Source organism: Armatimonas rosea (genome assembly GCF_014202505.1).
Lineage (GTDB): Bacteria > Armatimonadota > Armatimonadia > Armatimonadales > Armatimonadaceae > Armatimonas > Armatimonas rosea.
Map to the genome: position 1 here is coordinate 1,578,211 of NZ_JACHGW010000001.1, position 15,653 is coordinate 1,593,863.

Annotated in this window: 9 protein-coding genes; 2 read left to right on the plus strand and 7 right to left on the minus strand. The window is 64.9% G+C overall.

What is annotated here, in order from left to right; genetic code table 11:
- Nucleotides 1-47: 47 nt before the first annotated feature.
- On the minus strand, nucleotides 48-2,375 hold the full coding sequence (locus HNQ39_RS07345; protein WP_184193292.1) for a GxGYxYP domain-containing protein: 2,328 nt from the start codon (nucleotides 2,373-2,375) through the stop codon (nucleotides 48-50).
- A 168-nt stretch (nucleotides 2,376-2,543) separates the two neighbouring features.
- Complete coding sequence (locus tag HNQ39_RS07350) at nucleotides 2,544-3,674, minus strand: Gfo/Idh/MocA family protein (protein WP_184193293.1); 1,131 nt, start codon at nucleotides 3,672-3,674, stop codon at nucleotides 2,544-2,546.
- A 122-nt stretch (nucleotides 3,675-3,796) separates the two neighbouring features.
- Between HNQ39_RS07350 and HNQ39_RS07355 the strand changes: the two genes are divergently transcribed.
- Complete coding sequence (locus tag HNQ39_RS07355) at nucleotides 3,797-5,932, plus strand: HEAT repeat domain-containing protein (protein ID WP_184193294.1); 2,136 nt, start codon at nucleotides 3,797-3,799, stop codon at nucleotides 5,930-5,932.
- 58 nt (nucleotides 5,933-5,990) lie between these two features.
- Here HNQ39_RS07355 and HNQ39_RS07360 read toward each other — a convergent pair whose 3' ends face one another.
- Nucleotides 5,991-8,414: a glycoside hydrolase domain-containing protein gene (locus tag HNQ39_RS07360; protein ID WP_184193295.1), complete on the minus strand. Its 2,424-nt coding sequence runs from the start codon at nucleotides 8,412-8,414 to the stop codon at nucleotides 5,991-5,993.
- A gap of 59 nt (nucleotides 8,415-8,473) precedes the next feature.
- On the opposite strand from HNQ39_RS07360, the gene HNQ39_RS07365 reads away from it, so the two are divergent.
- Nucleotides 8,474-10,087, plus strand: a complete 1,614-nt coding sequence (locus HNQ39_RS07365) for a PHP domain-containing protein (protein WP_184193296.1) — start codon at nucleotides 8,474-8,476, stop codon at nucleotides 10,085-10,087.
- Between the two features lie 128 nt (nucleotides 10,088-10,215).
- On the opposite strand, the gene HNQ39_RS07370 is transcribed toward HNQ39_RS07365, so the two are convergent.
- Genes HNQ39_RS07370 through HNQ39_RS07385 form a run of 4 tightly spaced genes read right to left on the minus strand, consistent with a single transcriptional unit; the run spans nucleotide 10,216 to nucleotide 15,634 of the window.
- Entirely contained in the window at nucleotides 10,216-10,632 is a 417-nt protein-coding gene (locus tag HNQ39_RS07370) for a hypothetical protein (RefSeq protein ID WP_184193297.1), read from the minus strand.
- A gap of 41 nt (nucleotides 10,633-10,673) precedes the next feature.
- The gene (locus HNQ39_RS07375; protein WP_184193298.1) at nucleotides 10,674-11,159 is read right to left on the minus strand and encodes an acyl-CoA thioesterase; all 486 of its coding nucleotides are present in this window, start codon (nucleotides 11,157-11,159) and stop codon (nucleotides 10,674-10,676) included.
- 12 nt (nucleotides 11,160-11,171) lie between these two features.
- Nucleotides 11,172-13,841, minus strand: coding sequence for a bpX6 domain-containing protein (locus tag HNQ39_RS07380; protein ID WP_184193299.1), 2,670 nt, complete (start codon nucleotides 13,839-13,841; stop codon nucleotides 11,172-11,174).
- Nucleotides 13,838-15,634: a hypothetical protein gene (locus tag HNQ39_RS07385; protein WP_184193300.1), complete on the minus strand. Its 1,797-nt coding sequence runs from the start codon at nucleotides 15,632-15,634 to the stop codon at nucleotides 13,838-13,840. Before HNQ39_RS07385 ends, HNQ39_RS07380 begins: the two co-directional genes overlap by 4 nt.
- Between the last annotated feature and the right edge of the window lie 19 nt (nucleotides 15,635-15,653).

Below are 15,653 nucleotides of genomic sequence, written 5' to 3' on the forward strand. Positions count from 1 at the left end.
CCGTCCATGGTGCCGAAGGCCCCATAGCCTCACGATCTCCGTCTTGGCTACCCGGATTGTTTGTAGAGCGCCTGGAGCTGTGAGGGAGTGACCGCGACAAAGTCGTCGCCGAGGATTTCTAGGGTTTTCTTCAGATCCCCGAGCTTGGAGCCCCAGTTCCAAATGAAGGCATTGATAAACGCGGGGCGGTTTTGACCCGCACGCTCCCGGATTTGCTTAGCGAAGTGCTCCGGGCCGCTGCCGCTGGTGGCGGCGCGGAAGACACTCTGGCCGGTGGGGAGGGTGTAGGTTAGCTCGTGGTAGTTTGTCACTCCTGCGTGGCCGTAGTCGGGCATGAGGTAGGTGGTTTGGGGGAGAAGCGGCCCGACTTTGGCGATATCGGCGGTATCGACATCCATCAGGCGGACGGTGTTCATGTCCATCTTCGCCATGTACTCCTGGGTGCGGCCGTAGAAGTAGCGGAAGGCGGCGTCGCGGTCTCTCAGTGCCGTGCCCCACGACGGTGGGTAGATATAGGCGACCCCCGAGACATCGCAGATAAACTCATCGTTCTCCGTGGCGTGCTCGTAGTACCAGCGTGCCCAGGTGGGGGCGAGGTCGATCAGGGTTGGCCCCATGCCCCAGCCGACCGGAATCTGGCCGCGCATAGGGTCCTCGAAGTAGCGCCGGAAGTAGCCGCGCCAGGTGCAGAGGTTGTCGCCGTCGCTCATGGTGAAGCAGACATAGACCTTGGTCGGGTCGAACTTGGGCGGCGCGGGGCGTGGCTTCTGCTTGAGCGTGGCCGCCGGGACACCGCTGTGGACCGAGAGATTGGTGATGAGGTCGCTCACCAGCGTGATCTTGCCAAAGCGGCTCCCCAGCGCCACGCCATCGTCTTCTTGCAGCCCCATCCCATCGCCGTGCCACCAGAACCCGCGCACCACGGCCCCGAGCGGGAGCTTGGCGAGATAGGCCCGCAGCTCCTCCAGCTCCGCCGCCATGTCCGCGCCCGGGAGGTGCGCCGCCTTCGGGCCGGTGATCCAGAACACCGACGCCTTCGACGCGATCAGATGGTCCAGCCCGCCCTGGTCGAAGCGCACGGGATCGAGGCTACAGGTGAGATACGGGTCTTGCTTGGCGATGAGCTTGGTGCGAATAAAGCGCAGGGCGGCGGCGTTATTGGCAAACTTCCCCCGCAGGTCGGTCTTGATCGCGAGCTTGTGGCGCTTCGCCAGCGCGGGCGTCTTGCAGACCAGCAGGCTCTCTTGGCCGGCCAGAGTCACCGCCACGCACGGTGACGCGTAGACCTTGGGATCACAGACCACGGCACCGCGGTACTCGTTCTTGAAGGTCTCCAGCAAGGAGAACGGATCGCTGACCATGAGCGGCTTGTCGGTCGCGCCTTGCCGCTGGAGCTCGTCGAGCCAGAGCGTGTCGTCGTCGTCAGTGAGGAAGTAGATACGCGGCTGGGTGCGGTTGACGAGGCCCTGGAGCGAGAAGAGGAACACTTTCTCATCGGGGGTGAGTTTGCGGATATCAGCCACATGAAGCTGGCGCGCGGGCGGTGGCAGCTTGGGCTGGAAGGTCGAGTAGCGCCGGGGCACAGTCGGCAGGACGACATCGCTATAGACCGCCGGGCGCGGCAGGGCATCGAGGCGACGAAACGCGCTCGTCGTCTCGCTGACACTGAGCTTTCCCGCCTGGGCAAGGGCGGCGACTGTCGCACGGACCACGAGCTGCTGGCTCTCGTAGCCCTCCCTGTCTCGCTGGCCGAGACGAAACGTCCAGGCATCCACGGCGCCCGCAAACGGCCCGCTCTCATGCACCACCAGCGCCACCAAGGGCCGCGCGGCATCGCCGAGGGCGGGGATGAGGCGCACGCCTTGGGGAAGCGACTTCGGATCGAGCCACTGCGGTGCCGGGCGCGGGAGCGGCGTCTCCGTGACAATTCCCTTGAGGCGCAGCGGGTCGCCGGTCGCGATGGTCGCCGGAGCAGTCGTCTTGCCCGGCCCCGCAAACCCGCCCACACCGATTCCGTTCTCGCCAAAGCGCGCGGGCGCGTCCTCGTGGCCTGTGTCCACAAACGCGCCGTCTTTACGAATCACGGGGTGCGTGAAGGGAATCCCCGACGTAATCAGCGAGCCCTTGTCTTGGTGGAACCGGCGCAGGTTCGCAAATGCCACCTTGGGGAATGTGTTGCCCTGTGGCAGGATCAGCGCCGCAAAGCGCTGGGCATTGAACCGACTGGTATCGGCAAGGGCGGTGCTATCGAGCAGCTCGGCCTCGAAGCCTGCGGCCTTTAGATCGTGCACAAGGTTGCGCGGCGTGAGCTGGGCGCTGACGCCGTAGGTGGGAAAGTCTCTCTCGTCAAAGACCGCGACACGGGGAAAACTCATGAAATCTCCTTGGTTTTACAGCGCTTTGTTGCGAGTTGCGAGGAGTTGAAAATTCCTCGCTAGAGGCGCTTCGCGCCGAACGTCCTGCCGGACGGTGAATCGCCCGTGAGGGCGTCCGGCAACTTGTTGCCTTCAGCGAGGGATTTTCAATCCCTCGCAAACTCGTGCTCACACGCCGGGTGCGCTTCCCGCGGGGAGCTGGCGCACCTCGCCGACTATTTTGGGCGCGTTCTCATTGGCGCTGGCAATTGCTGCAAAGCAGAGCGCGAGGCTGGCGAGGTTGCTACGTGCAGAGTTGCGCGGCTCGCGGTTCTCCTCAATGGCGCAGAGCAGCTCGCCCATCGTGCCCTTGAAGCCATCGTTGAACCACGTCCCCGTGAGCTCTGGTGTCGCGACCCCCGCCGCTGTGGTCAGCGTCACGGTCTGCGTGCCGAGATCGGGGCCGGTGCTGGTGAGGGTGCCGTCGGTGCCCGCGACAAACGTCCGGTCCAGCGAGCCGTGCTTGACATGGGCATCGAAGATAAGCGATGCCTGGCCACCGTCGAGCTGCACCAGTGCCTGCGCCAGCATCGGTGGCCCGATGGTCTGTCCCGCGGCGTGGGCGCGGGTGGCATAGACCGAGCGTGCCTTGCCGGGAATCAGCGTACTCACAAAGTCGAACCAGTGGATGGCGAAGTCGTAGAAAACCAGGTCGTAGATGCTCTCAAACGCCGTGCCCTTCACCCACGTGTGGTCCCAGTGCACCCCGACATGGGCAGAGATCACGTCGCCGATTAGCCCGGCCTGCACTGCCTCGCGGATATACGAAAAATGCGGTGCCCAGCGCCCGTTCTGGTTCACGGCGAGCTTTACCCCCTTTGCCTCCGCCAGATCACAGAGCCGCTCGCCGTCGTCGAGCGAGAGCACAAAGGGCTTCTGCGAGAGCACGTGCTTCTTGGCCGTCAGCGCCGCCTCCACCAGCGGCAGGCGCTCACGCGGGTGCGACGCAATGTCCACAACCTCGATCTCGGGGTCGCGCAGAATGTCCGCAAAGTCCGTGGTCACCCGCGCCTCAGGGTAGAACTCGGCGCGGCGCTTCTCGGCTTTTTCGATATCGACATCGCAGAGGGCCACGACGTTGTAGCCCTGCGCCGAGTACGCGCTGAGGTGCGCTTGGGTGATCCCACCGCAGGCGATGAGCCCGATCTTGGGGGAGTAATGCTTGGGTTTGGGGGGCAGGTAGGGCAGCTCCGGCGCGGCCACGTGCTGCTGGACGCTCGCTTTCAGCGCGTAATCGTCCGTTGTTTTCTCATCGCTCATGCCGCTACCGTTCGGCGGCGACGGGGGGATTTCCTTTTCCTTCAGGCGCATAAATGGGCCTGCTGTTGCGGCAAGACCCGTAAACGGGCCTGGGGAGGTTTGTTTGGGGTATGGTTGTGGGGATGGACTCTGCAGAAAACCTGGCGCGGCTCTGGGAGCGTGAGGGGCATCCGCTTGTGCAGGAAGAGGTGCCGTGGATTCTCTTTGATCCCGCTTCTCGGGAGTCGGTTTTGCAGGCTGTGATGTTGCTGAAGCCGGAGGTTGCGGAGAGCTTCTTGGGCGCGCTTGTGCGAGTGACTCCATTGGCGGACTTGGGCATGCAGGCTCTCGCTCGCCGTTCGGATGCTCGCCGTGAGGTTCTTGAGCGGCTCCTAGAGAACTTCTGGAGCCGCTCCGATTTGTACCAGGTTCCACAAGTGGGGCTTCGGGCTTTGCGGGACTCTACACATCCACAGCTTGCCACCTGGGCCACGGACTGGGCCTTTGCTCTTCTGAAAGAGAAGTGGGGGAGTGTGGTTGAGTTTTGTCCTTGGGTGATCCAGAGAAAAATCACCCGTATCATCGGGCTTCTGGGGCAGCCCCAAGCGATTGGGCTACTCACGGTGCTTTGGGATAACTTAGAGGGTGACGATACCCTTGCGATGGAGTGTGGAATCGCGGAGGCACTGGGGCTAATCGGTGGTCTAGAGGCGGTGGAGGCACTGGTGGCACGCTGGAACCACCGAGAGGGCAGAGAGGCTCAGGAGCTCCATAAAGAGATCATTGCGGCGCTGGCGGATAGTGGTGAGCCTGGCGCGTTGGCGTCGCTTCTTAAAGTCGCAAAACCCTCTGAGGTTGCGGCAGGACGGCACTTCCAACTGGAGGCGCTGTGCGGGCGCGAGCCCGTGGAAGTCCTTCTGGCGTGGCTCGCACAGCTTCCTAGCGAAGGGGCATGGGGGCTGCACAATGCCATAGAGAAGGCACTAACGGATTACTTTTCGCAAGAGCCTGAGGATACGCTTTTAGCTCGCTGGGATGCCGCGACTGGACAGGGAACTGGTTATGTACAGAGCGCTATTGCCAAGGCGTTTGGCAAGCGCGCCGAGTACTCCGATATTGATGCTCTGCTGGAGAGACTGAGCCGCTTTCAGGATGAGACCAACTGGCACGTGCAACAAGAGCTGGCTAGCGTACTGGAAAGGCTCTTTGTCAAGGAGCCCGTTGCAGTTCTCCTTGAGCGCTGGGATCGTGCTGAGGGCTACACTGCTTGGCGGATACAAGTTGCTCTGGCGGGAGCACTGCAGAAGATTGGCGATCAGACGGCGGTCCCTGCGCTTCTGGTGCGATGGGAAAGTGCGGAGGGGGAGAAGGCTCACGCCGTGCAGCGGGCCATTGCAGAGGTCGTGGGCACCTTGGGCGATAGTACTCACCTTGATATACTCTTGAGATACTGGGATGCCGCCGAAGGCGAGGGGGCCATTACCCTCCAAGAGGCACTTGCATCGGCGATAGGGGAGCTGGGAAATCCGCGCGGTGTTGGGGCATTGTTGGAACGCTGGGACACTGCTCAGGCGGAGAGGGATCTCTCTGTATCTGTCCTTCGTGCGATAGGCAATCTGGGAGGGAACAACGCTATTACGTTACTCTTTGACAAGTGGGACTACTTTGTGGCTCTGTCTCAAAGGCGGCGGCATGACTATAACACCGATATTTTGCTTTATACCATCGCCTGCGTCTTAGGACGGATTGGGAATGAAGCTGTGCTTGCGGGACTGCTGGAGCGCTGGGAACACGTTGAGAGGCAACGTCTATACACCAACGCTGGTATTAAAGGGGCTCTTGAAGAACTCTTTGCTCAGGAATCACCAGAGCGCCTTTATGAGAGATGGGGCCAGGCGACGGGCTCCAAGTCTGAGGAGATTCGTGCGGTGATTGCCAAGGTGCTGGAGACCAAGTTCCGTGCGGAGCAATCGGTTTCGTACCTGATGGCACAGTGGAATTGTGTTGAAGGAGAGCAGGCTGACTTGGTGAAGTGTGCCCTCCTTCGTGCCTTGGGTGCCCATGCGAGCGTTGGGGCTGTGGACGCTCTCTTGGAGCACCGGGACTCTCTGGATCACGAAGAGAATGGCTACCTCCGAACGCTTCGCAGGGAATCGCTAGAGCAGCTTGGTCTCACAGCCCTCCCACGAATCTGGGAGACCTGGTGCTCCCCAGCACAAACTGACACCAAACGCGCCGCTATGGGACACCTCCTTTTTGCGCTAGCGGCACGGGCCTAAATAGCCATCTCAGCCCGGAACGGGCTTCGCGGCCGCAGGCCACTGCAGACGCCTCATTTCATGGGGCGGCGCGCAGAAACAGCCCCTTCCCGGCGGGAATCGAGATCAGCTCTCCTGACCGATAACTTGCCTCGGGCTGGAAGTTCGGGATGGCGGCCGCGTGGAGGGTTTGGATGGTCTTGGGGAGCGTGAGCGTGACGGCGACATCGGTTTTTGCCCAGCTGGCCAGGGCGATGAGCAGGCGATCTTTGGCTTGGTAGACGGTTGCGCGGACATCGGGGTGGCTGGTCTTGACGGGGCAAGCGTCGTCCCAGAAGCCGATCAGCTCGGTGTTTTGGATGCCGTAGTCATCGAAGGCTTTCCAGAGCGGGCGGGGATCGCCGGACCAGGGGAGGCGGGCGGTCTCGCCAAAGAGCAGGCCGCGCCAGGGATGGGCACCGTCGAGCATCTCCGACATCATGCCAAAGGGAATCCCGCTCATTTCTGTGAGCCAGTAGTCTGGGGCGGCGTCGCGGGCGGGGAAGCCCTCCCCGATCCAGAGGCGGTCGAGGTAGGGCAGGAACTCCTGGTAGATCACCAGGTTGGTGCCGTAGCCCGCCCAGTCGTTGAAGTGGTTCCAGGTGTGGAAGTCGATCAGGCGCTTGGGGCGCGTATCCAGAATCCGCCGGGCGCGGGCGAGGCTGTGGGAATCGAGCGCGGCATCGTCGATATAGACCCCGTCGATATCCGCCTTCTCGCAGAGCCACTTGAGGCCCTCCAGATAGAAGTTGTTCCAGCGCGAGTCCGGGGTCGTGATGACCGAGAGGTCCAGCTCGGCGTAGGGGCCACCGACCTTGTCTTGCCAGGCGGGGATAAAGTCCTCCCCCAGGTTCTCCGTCAGCCAGGGGTGGGGGCCGTTGGGATGGAGCAGGGTCTTGGCGTTCTTGCCTGGCCCGGCGACAATCACCTCGCCGCTGAGGCTGTGCAGCGGGATCAGCTCGGGCATGTTCTGCGTGATCTCGCGGGTGGTGTAGTAGACCTTCACCCGGGTGTTCTTCGCATGCGCCGCCTGGGTGAGTTTCTGCAGGGCGCTAAACGATGCGTCGGCGTAGGGGTAGTTGATGTAGGGGGAGAAAAAGGTCGCCTGGTGCACATTGAGGACATTCGGGCCGCGTGTGGCGTCCATCTCCGCGACCGCTTTCTCGTGCGGCTCGGGGGACTTGGAGCCGCCGAGGTGGATGTAGCGGTCGTGCCACTGCGCCTCGGTGTTGAGGAGCTTAAAGGGAGTGAGATAGAAGTCCACGATGAAATCCCTGCTCTCACCTGCCGCGAGGGTGCGTGGGCCGGTGAAGGCGCGGATCGTCCCGTTCTCGACAGTGACCCCGCCGGTGCCCCAGCTCTCGGGCAAGTTCAGCGGCTGGAAGCCGTAGTAGATATTGACCAGCGGGCGGCGGAAGTTTGCCCCCTTGAGACGTAGCATCAGCCCCGCATTGACCTCGCCCAGCCAGAGCGCGTCCTGGTGCTTCTTCGTGTCCCACTTCCAGCTCCAGCTCTTGGGCGCGGTGCCGCCCTGCTTGCCGAGGCCCATCATCAGCTTGGCCCGCTCGGGGAGCAGCGGGACGACCAGCGCGAGCTCCCGCACGTCGGTGGGCTTGTGTGCCGTCAGCCGCAGCGTCAGCGAGCCCGAGCCGGTGTAGTCGAGCTGGCCCGTGACCAGGAGCGAGAGCCCCTCGGCTTGGCTTACCGAGTCCCACTGTGCCAGGGTCTCGGTGGCTCCGAGGCTCCGGCTCATGCGCCCCGCCGGGCTCCAGCGTAGCGGGCCGCTGGCGGTCTCGACCTCTAAGCGCATCGGGGCGGCGAGGAGCGGCGTGAGCTTCCCGAGCTTGGTGTTGCTGCCGTTGAAGGCGCTCTCGATTTGGCTTGGAAGCCCCTCGCTGCCCAGCGTCAGCTGCCGTCCGAGCACCTTGATCTTCGAGCCTGAGACCTGCACCGGCAGAAACGGCTTGGTAACGGTTCGCTCCGCCCCTGCCGTGGAGTCCAGCCAGCGCAGGCGGGAGAGATTCGCCGCCACCGAGTCGCCGTGGTCGTCAAGGGGCTTGCCGCTGACAGTGAGTACTATCTCCACCGGCACACGCTCCGCCCCCACGGTGACGGTTACTGTTCCCGCGCACCGGCCCCGCACCGACTTGGGCACGTCCACCCCGACCCAGAGCACCTGTGTCTTGCCCGGCTTGAGTGTCAGCTGCTTGGTAAACGCCTTGCCCCGCATGTCGATGCCACCGAGGCTCAGGCAGCGCATCGCACTTGCGGGAATCGCCCCAAGCGCGCCCGAGACAAAACCCACCGCGCCGCCGCCCTCGCTCGCCACCAGCGCGATCTGAAAGACGAAAAACTCGCCGGGCCGCGCGGCTCCGGTGAACGTGGCACTCGGTGTGGACGGCGGCGTATCGACCCGGCGGATCGGGCGCTCGCGGGGGGCGGTGAAGACGGTCAGCGTTGGCATGGGGGGATTCTACCCCCTAACCCCCGCCCGGCGGGGGGACAACAAGGTAAAATCGCTCCATGACCAACTACGAGATCGCGCGGCGCTTCGAGGCCATCGCGGATATTTTGGAGATCCAGGGCGAGAACCCGTTCAAAGTGCGCGCCTACCGCGTCGCGGCGGAGACGATTGACGATCTAGAAGACGACCTCGCGACCATCCACGCCCACGGCAAGCTGCGCGAGCTTCCCGGCTTTGGTGAGGCCATCGCCAGCAAGACCGCCGATTTTCTGGCATCGGGCACCACCGCGATCTGGGAGCGCATCAAGGACTCGGTGCCGACGGGCGTCGTGAAAATGGCGAGTGTTCCCGGAGTCGGCCCGCGCACCGCCAAAGCGCTCTGGGAGGCGCTGGAGGTCACGAGTGTCGAGGCGCTCGAAGCCGCCTGCCGCGAGCAACGCGTCCGAGCCGTCGCCGGGTTTGGAGCGGCCAAAGAGACAAAGCTGCTGGAGAAAATCGAAGCCTGGAAGCGCCTCAACGAGAAGATGCCGCGCCGCTGGGCCTTGCCACTGGCTGAAAAGCTTGCGGCTGAGCTACGGAAGATCGAAGGCGTTGAGCGGGTTGAGATCGCCGGAGAGCTACGGCGCGGTTGTGAAAGCGTCGAAAAAATTATTCTTTGTGTGTTTGCTCCTGAGTTTGGTATTGAATTACCGGCGTTACCGGAGCGTGTTGAGTGTATTGTTGTCGCAGGAAAAGGGACTTATGGTTGGGGGGATACTGAGTTATTGGCTACTGGACCAGAGGCGTTTACTCAGACTCTCACTGATATGACAGATGTAGACGACCTAGAAATTGCATCTGACGAAGGACTCGCATTTGCATTTGCCAATGTTCCTTTTATCGAGCCGGAGCTTCGGGACTGGCCGGATGTCATTGAGCTTGCCAAGGCGGGCAAGCTGCCTAAGCTCATCACGGAGGCGGATTTTAAGGGCCAGCTTCACGAGCACACGACCTGGTCGGATGGGACGGCGTCGATTCGCGAGATGGCGGAGGCGGCGCTGGAGCGGGGCTACGAATATCTCGCGATCACCGACCACTCACCGCTGCTGGCGATTGCCAATGGGCTGAGCCGGGAGCGCGTGCTGGCGCAGCTCGACGAGATCGAGAGCCTGCGCCCGGAGTTTGCGGCGCGGGGGCTGGCGATTCTCTCGGGGCTGGAGGTGGATATCCTCAAAGACGGGACGCTGGACATGGACGACGACGTTCTCGCGAAGCTGGATATTGTCGTGGCGAGTGTCCACATGCGCTACAAAGAAGACGAGGCGGCGATGACGCAGCGTATCTGCACGGCGCTTGCCAGCCCGCACGTGGACATTCTCGGGCACCCGACCGGGCGGATCATGGGCCAGCGCGAGGGCTATCCGCTGGATATCGACGCCGTGATCGCGGCGGCGGCGAAGCATAAGAAAGCGCTGGAGATCAACGCGTCGCCCGAGCGTATGGACCTGTGCGACGAGCACGTGAAGAAGGCCAAGGCGGCGGGGGTGAAGATCGCGATCAACTGCGACGCGCACTCGACAAAATCGCTGGGGAATCTCTCGTGGGGGCTGTGTATCGCCCGCCGGGCGGGGCTGGAAGCAAGCGACGTGCTCAACTGCTGGGACTTGGCGACACTGCGAGGGTGGCTGGGGTAGTCCCGCCCGTTGGAGGGGCGGGACTGGAGAGCGCGGCGCTGCGAAGCCCGTTCCGGGCATGAAGCGGTATGGGCGGCACGCCCTTCCTAGCCGGAGGCTCTCCAGTCCCCCCGTTCTGATCGGGGGGACTACGGCTTGAGCGGCTGGATTTCCTCGGCGAGTTTTTCGACAAAGGTAATCGCCTCGTCCATTGTTCCTAGGAAAACGACTTCGTAACGAATTTTTGTTGGTTGCGATTGGCCTTTGAAGGTACGTGTGACCGAAAATAGCTCCGGCTCTTTTTCATAGAAATAGGCGACATTTTCCCAGGCGCGTTCCGAGGTTTCCGGCCAGAAGAGCTCAACAACGGCATGGTGTTGACGGGGCATAAGCCAGCGAAGCTTGGGACGCTGTTCGAGCTCTGTGATGAGCGGGAGCAGTCGGCGTAGCTTCGTACAGTAGTCATCCTCGGGCATCTCGAACATAGCGAACTCTGCGATGGTTTTTTCGCAGCGAGCGCGCAGGTCTAGCCAGCGCTCCGCGTTCGTCATCTCGGGCTCGTTCATGATCGCTTTCGCGGGCTCGGCCCGCTTCGCGCTTGCGCGGCCTAGGCAGGGACTTTCAGGCCCTGAACCTCATTGGCGATCTGTTGGCGCAGCTCCATCATGCGGGTGGCGTAGCGCTCCAGCGTGCGGTCTTCGTCGGTCTCGGGGGTCCAGGAGGGCACGGCGACGGGCTTTCCGCTATCGTCCACGGCCACGAAGACCATGAGGCAGTGGGTGGTGGGGGAGACAGTGCCCGAGCGTGGGTCGCCCGCCGAGACATCGACTGCCAGGTGCATGCTGGTGCGGCCCGTGTAGATCACCTTGGCGTCTACTTCGACCACGTGGCCGATCAGCACGGGGCGCTCGAAGCGAATCCCCCCGACATAGGCCGTCACACAGTAGTGGGCGCTCCAGCCCACGGCGCAGGCATAGCCCGCCTGGTCGATCCACTTCATCACCGCGCCCCCGTGGACCTTCCCGCCGAAGTTCACATCGGTGGGCTCCGCGAGGAAGCGCAGGGTTATCTGCCGTTGAGGTTTCATAGACATAATGGGCGCAGTTTACAGCCGAACCCGCAGATCGCGCACGAGCTGGCCGGTGGTGGGATGAATCACGAGAAGTCGGCCCTGGGAGTCCGCGACCGTCAGGGCATCGGGGGTGGCCCGCAGGCGCACCCGCTCCGCCCCCGAGAGCCGGAGCTGGAGCTGTGGCACCTTGAAGTCTCCCGACACACTGTGGGTTCCCAGCACCGTGATCCCCAGCGGGTCCCGGAGGGCGCTGAGGGTGAGGGCCGCGCGTCCCAGCGAGACAACGGCCAGCCCCACGGGTGTGTCGCCGGGCTCCCCAAGGACACAGCTACGCTCTAGAGCACCAACCTGGGCATGGAGAACCACCACCTCGTCGCCAAAGAGGCTCATCGCATCGGACTCCGTCTCCAGCCAGAAGAAGCTGTCGTGGAAGAAGTCAAAGGTGCCGCCTTGGAAGGGCAGGGCGCGCCGCAGCGTGGGGCGGGCGTCGTTCCAGAGGAAGGGCTCGCTGGTCTGGGTGCTCAGGCTCAGGACACTCCGATCCGGGCCAAGGGCGAGCACGGGGTCGCCGGTCTCGATCGTCGTGAGCGCCTTGGGCTGGGGGGCAAGCGTGTCGAGCTCTAATAGCTGACCGTTGCGTGCGACCCGCCAGAGGCCATCGTGGAGCTCGGATTCCCAGCAGAGCAGCGAGAGCTCGCCCCAGTCGGTGACCTTGCGGGTTCCCAGGTCCAGCACATGCACCCGCTGGCTCTCGTCGCGGTGGGCCAGCGCGACCGCGCGTGCGCCGGTCCGACCCACCACCAGCGAGGTCGCCGGGAGCTCGAAGCGGTGCAGGATGCGCCCCTCGTGGCTCAGGAGCAAGACCCCCGCCTCGCCCAGTGCCGCGAGCGTGCGGCCGTCGGGGAGCGCGGCGGCATCGACAATCGGGACAGTGCCCGTGTCGCCGCCCTCGATACGGATCTCAAGGGGCTCGGTGCGGTCGAGAAGCGGCGTGGGGGGCTTGGGAGTGAGGCTCGGGAGGTCGGCCTCCAGCGCCGGGAGCTGCGCCTTGCGCGCCCAGGTCGTGGCGGTGTTGGCAGGAAGAGTCACGCTCCCGCTCCCATGGTCGGCGAGGGCGGCGCGTAGCCCGAGGCGCAGGAGGGGAATCAGGGCAGGGGCGGCGGGCTGGGTGGTGCGCGTGAAGAGGACCGTGAGCAGGGTCTCCCGCTCTCGGGCGGCACCGGGGGCCTTGAGCAGGGCGCGTGCCTGCTCCTGCCAGGGCTCGGACTCCTCGGCGCTCTCGCTCCAGAGCAGTAAACGGGCGAGGAGCTGCGCCCCCCCAACCCCGCCCTGTGTCGCGCCGAGCTCGGCCCAGCGCTTGGCGAGTGGGCGCGCGGCCTCAACGGGGTCCACCGTGGCCACGGCGCGGGCGTAGTCGCCCCACTCGGCGTGGAGCTGGGCCCACTCCACCCGAAGCGTCTCCGCCGCGGCGCGCTGGCTGCTCTGCTCCAGGCGGAAGATCACCTCCGAAAAGCACTGGTGGCGTCGTGCCAGAGCAATCGCGCGCTCCTTCTCGCCGGCCAGCCACCACTGCCGGACGATCAGCGACGGCGGAAGCTTGCGTGCCTCTGCCAGCTCGGCGGCGAGGCGGAGCTGGCCGTGGCGCTCGAGAAACGAGACCGCTTCTTCGTCTTCCCGGAGAAGCTCCGCAAGAACATAGGCCGCCTCATCGAAGCGCCCCTCGTTCTTGAGCCGCTCGACCGCCTCCCGGTAGAGCTGCTTGAAGCCATCGTGCAGGCCGGTCCAGGGCAGCGACGAGTCCGCGCGGGTAGGAGTGGGGCGGATCGCCAGCTCGGAGCGGGGGCGGAGCACCCCGATGCCCGTCGGGGTGTCGTCGTTCTCGCCCGGCTTGCCCAGGGGGATGGCGTGCTGGAGGGCCTCGTGCCACTTGCCCTGCTCAAAGAGCGCTAGCATCTGGCTGAGGTACTCGGCGTTCTGGCGGGAGATCGCCTCAAGCTGGCCGGGGGAGAAGACCTGCTCCCGGATGGTCTCCCGCAGGCGGTCGGTCGTCGCGTTGCTCACCGACTTGCGCAGGTCGCGGAACCACCAGGTCAGGCGCCAGCGTGCCTGCTCCAGCGGGGAGAGGTCCTCCAGGAGGCGGCGCGGGCGTGGTGTCTGCGACGGCGGCTGGTTGAGGGCGTCCAGCAGCGACGATTTCTGGGCCGTGAGGGCGGGGTTGGGGGTGACCAGCGGCGTGGCCTTGAGTGGGGGAAGCGCCTCAAGGATGGCGGTGGTGACCACGGGGGGCGGGGGCACGAGCGGCTGTGTCGGGATCACGGCGAGCGTCTCTAGCGCCAGCCAGTCCGCGGGCTCCACAGGGGTAAGCTCCGCGAGGGCCACGACCACGACCCGCCCGCGCTCGGCGAAGATCAGGCTCTCGGGAGGCGGGGCGAGCGCCTCGCACGCCGCCTTGGTGAGGGGCAGGCCCAGCAAGTGGCCACGCTCGCGCACCAGCGGTAGCCCCGGCGCGGTCTCTGCGATGAGCGCCTTCGGCCTGGCCAGGATCACCAGGAGCGCCCCGTCTTCCGTCTGGCTGACCCGCACGCCCGGCTCCCAGAGCGCCAGAATCCGCCGCTGTGCCTCGTCCTCGCCCAGGACGGCCGTCTCGAAGAGAAGCGCTGCGGCGGTGACCGTGCCACGGTGGACAAGCTGCTTGGGGGTCATGTACCTGCTCCCTCCGGGGCTTCAAAATCGTCGCGCGGCCCGTGGAACTGGCAGCGGCGTGAGTTGGTCTCCAGGTCCCAGACCACCAGATCGCCGCTCTCGCGCAGGGCGGCGAGCAGAGGAAGGTCCGGCGAGAGCGCCGCGCTCACCAGCTTCCCCCCGATTCCCGTGAGGGTCTTGGTGCCGCCCAGCCCCACCAGCCGCACGATTCGCCCCGCCTCGCTCAGGGTCACGAGCCGCACCTGACCTCCGAAGTAGGTCGCCCCCAGCACCGTGTCGTCGGGATCGAGCTCTGGGAACGCCAGGTCCTTGCTCTCCAGCGGCAGGTACCACCGCCCCTCTGAGCGCTTCACCACCACGGACTCCTTGGGTGATGGGCCCGCGAAGAGAAGTGCGCTCTCGTAGCTCTCGCCCAGCCTTGCCAGGACCGTCCCCTGGACGTCGATTAGCTGGGCGGGCTCGTAGGGGAGGAGCTTGGTCATCAGCGATGTCTGTAGGGAGAGCAAGAGAGCCGCCCGCTGGGACTTCCACGAGTAGTCGCAAATCTTACCGTCTTCCCTTTTGGTACGGAACTCCAGGATGAGCGATGCCCCTAGCTTCTCCAGCCAGAGCATGACCTGTGGCATGTCTTGCAGCCAGAGAGTCGCTGGAAGAAGCTCCATCCCTGCCTCGTTGAGGCGGCGGAGGGACTCCTCGCTGACGGTGACCTTGCCGGTGGGGAGAGAGGAGAGGCTGCCTTTGAGCAGGCGAATCTCAAGCTGGTTGTTGACCCGCGCCACACAGAAGATCGCGTTGGGGCCGCCTCCGATAGCGCGAATCCGGCCGTAGTGCTGCTGGTAGAGCTTGGGCGGGCCGAGCGAGGCGCCGAGCTTGGTGGGGATGGGGTAGACCAGGACACCCGAATCGGCGCTATCGCGGGCACAGACCGCCTTTGCCCCCGGAAGCCAGACCAGTGCGCCGACTGCCTGGCGGTGCGCGGCGCGTGCCTTACCGGGGCGTGCACCGACGGGGGTGAACGGGTCGCGGAGCAGGCGAATCTGGGTCTCGGGGGGCGGGAGCGCGAGCTGGAGCCTCTTCCCCGACGGCCTCAGCGTGAGCGCCAGCGCCTCGCCATCGTCGGTCTCTTCGGTGACGAGTAGCTGGACACCGCGTGTCATCGGGACATCGAGCCAGTGCGCGCCGCCTAGGAGCCAGAGCTCGTCGGGGGAGCCAAGCGCCTCTTCTGCAAGCTTGCGCCAGGCGTAGAGCTGACGCGGAGGAGCTTGCATGACCGTGCGTGCCCATAAAAACGTCCGCACCGTGGCTTCGTCGAAGCCGGTGTGCAGGGCGCTCTCGCTTGGCTCACTGTCCAGGCTCGCCCAGTGTAGGGTCGCCCCGGCGGCGCTGGCCCGCTGCGCCAGAACGATCCACGCGGCGAGCTGGGCGAGGCGCGGTGCCCCTAGCTGCTCCGGGCCGCAGTCAAAGAGAACGAGGCAGCGTCGCTCTTGCGCTTGGGCCTTGCGCTCGGGCTCCAGAAACGAGAGCTCGCCCTGGCTCAGGCGGCGCAGGAACTCGTCGGGCGCGGTGTCCAGCAGGCCCCACTCGCTCGTGAGCAGGTGCTCCAGCTTCCCGCGCCGCGTGAGCCCCGCGTAGCCATCGGGCTCGTCGCCGCCCTTGCGCGTCTGCCCCCCGAGCGGCCCCAGCGCGGCGGCGAGGCGCACCAACAGGGGGCCCAAGGCGCTGGCGAGCACGGGATCGAGCACCGCGAGGGGGCTGGCCCAGCGGGCAAGGGCAGGCGGGAGGGGGGCACTCACTTGGGTACTCCCCCCGACA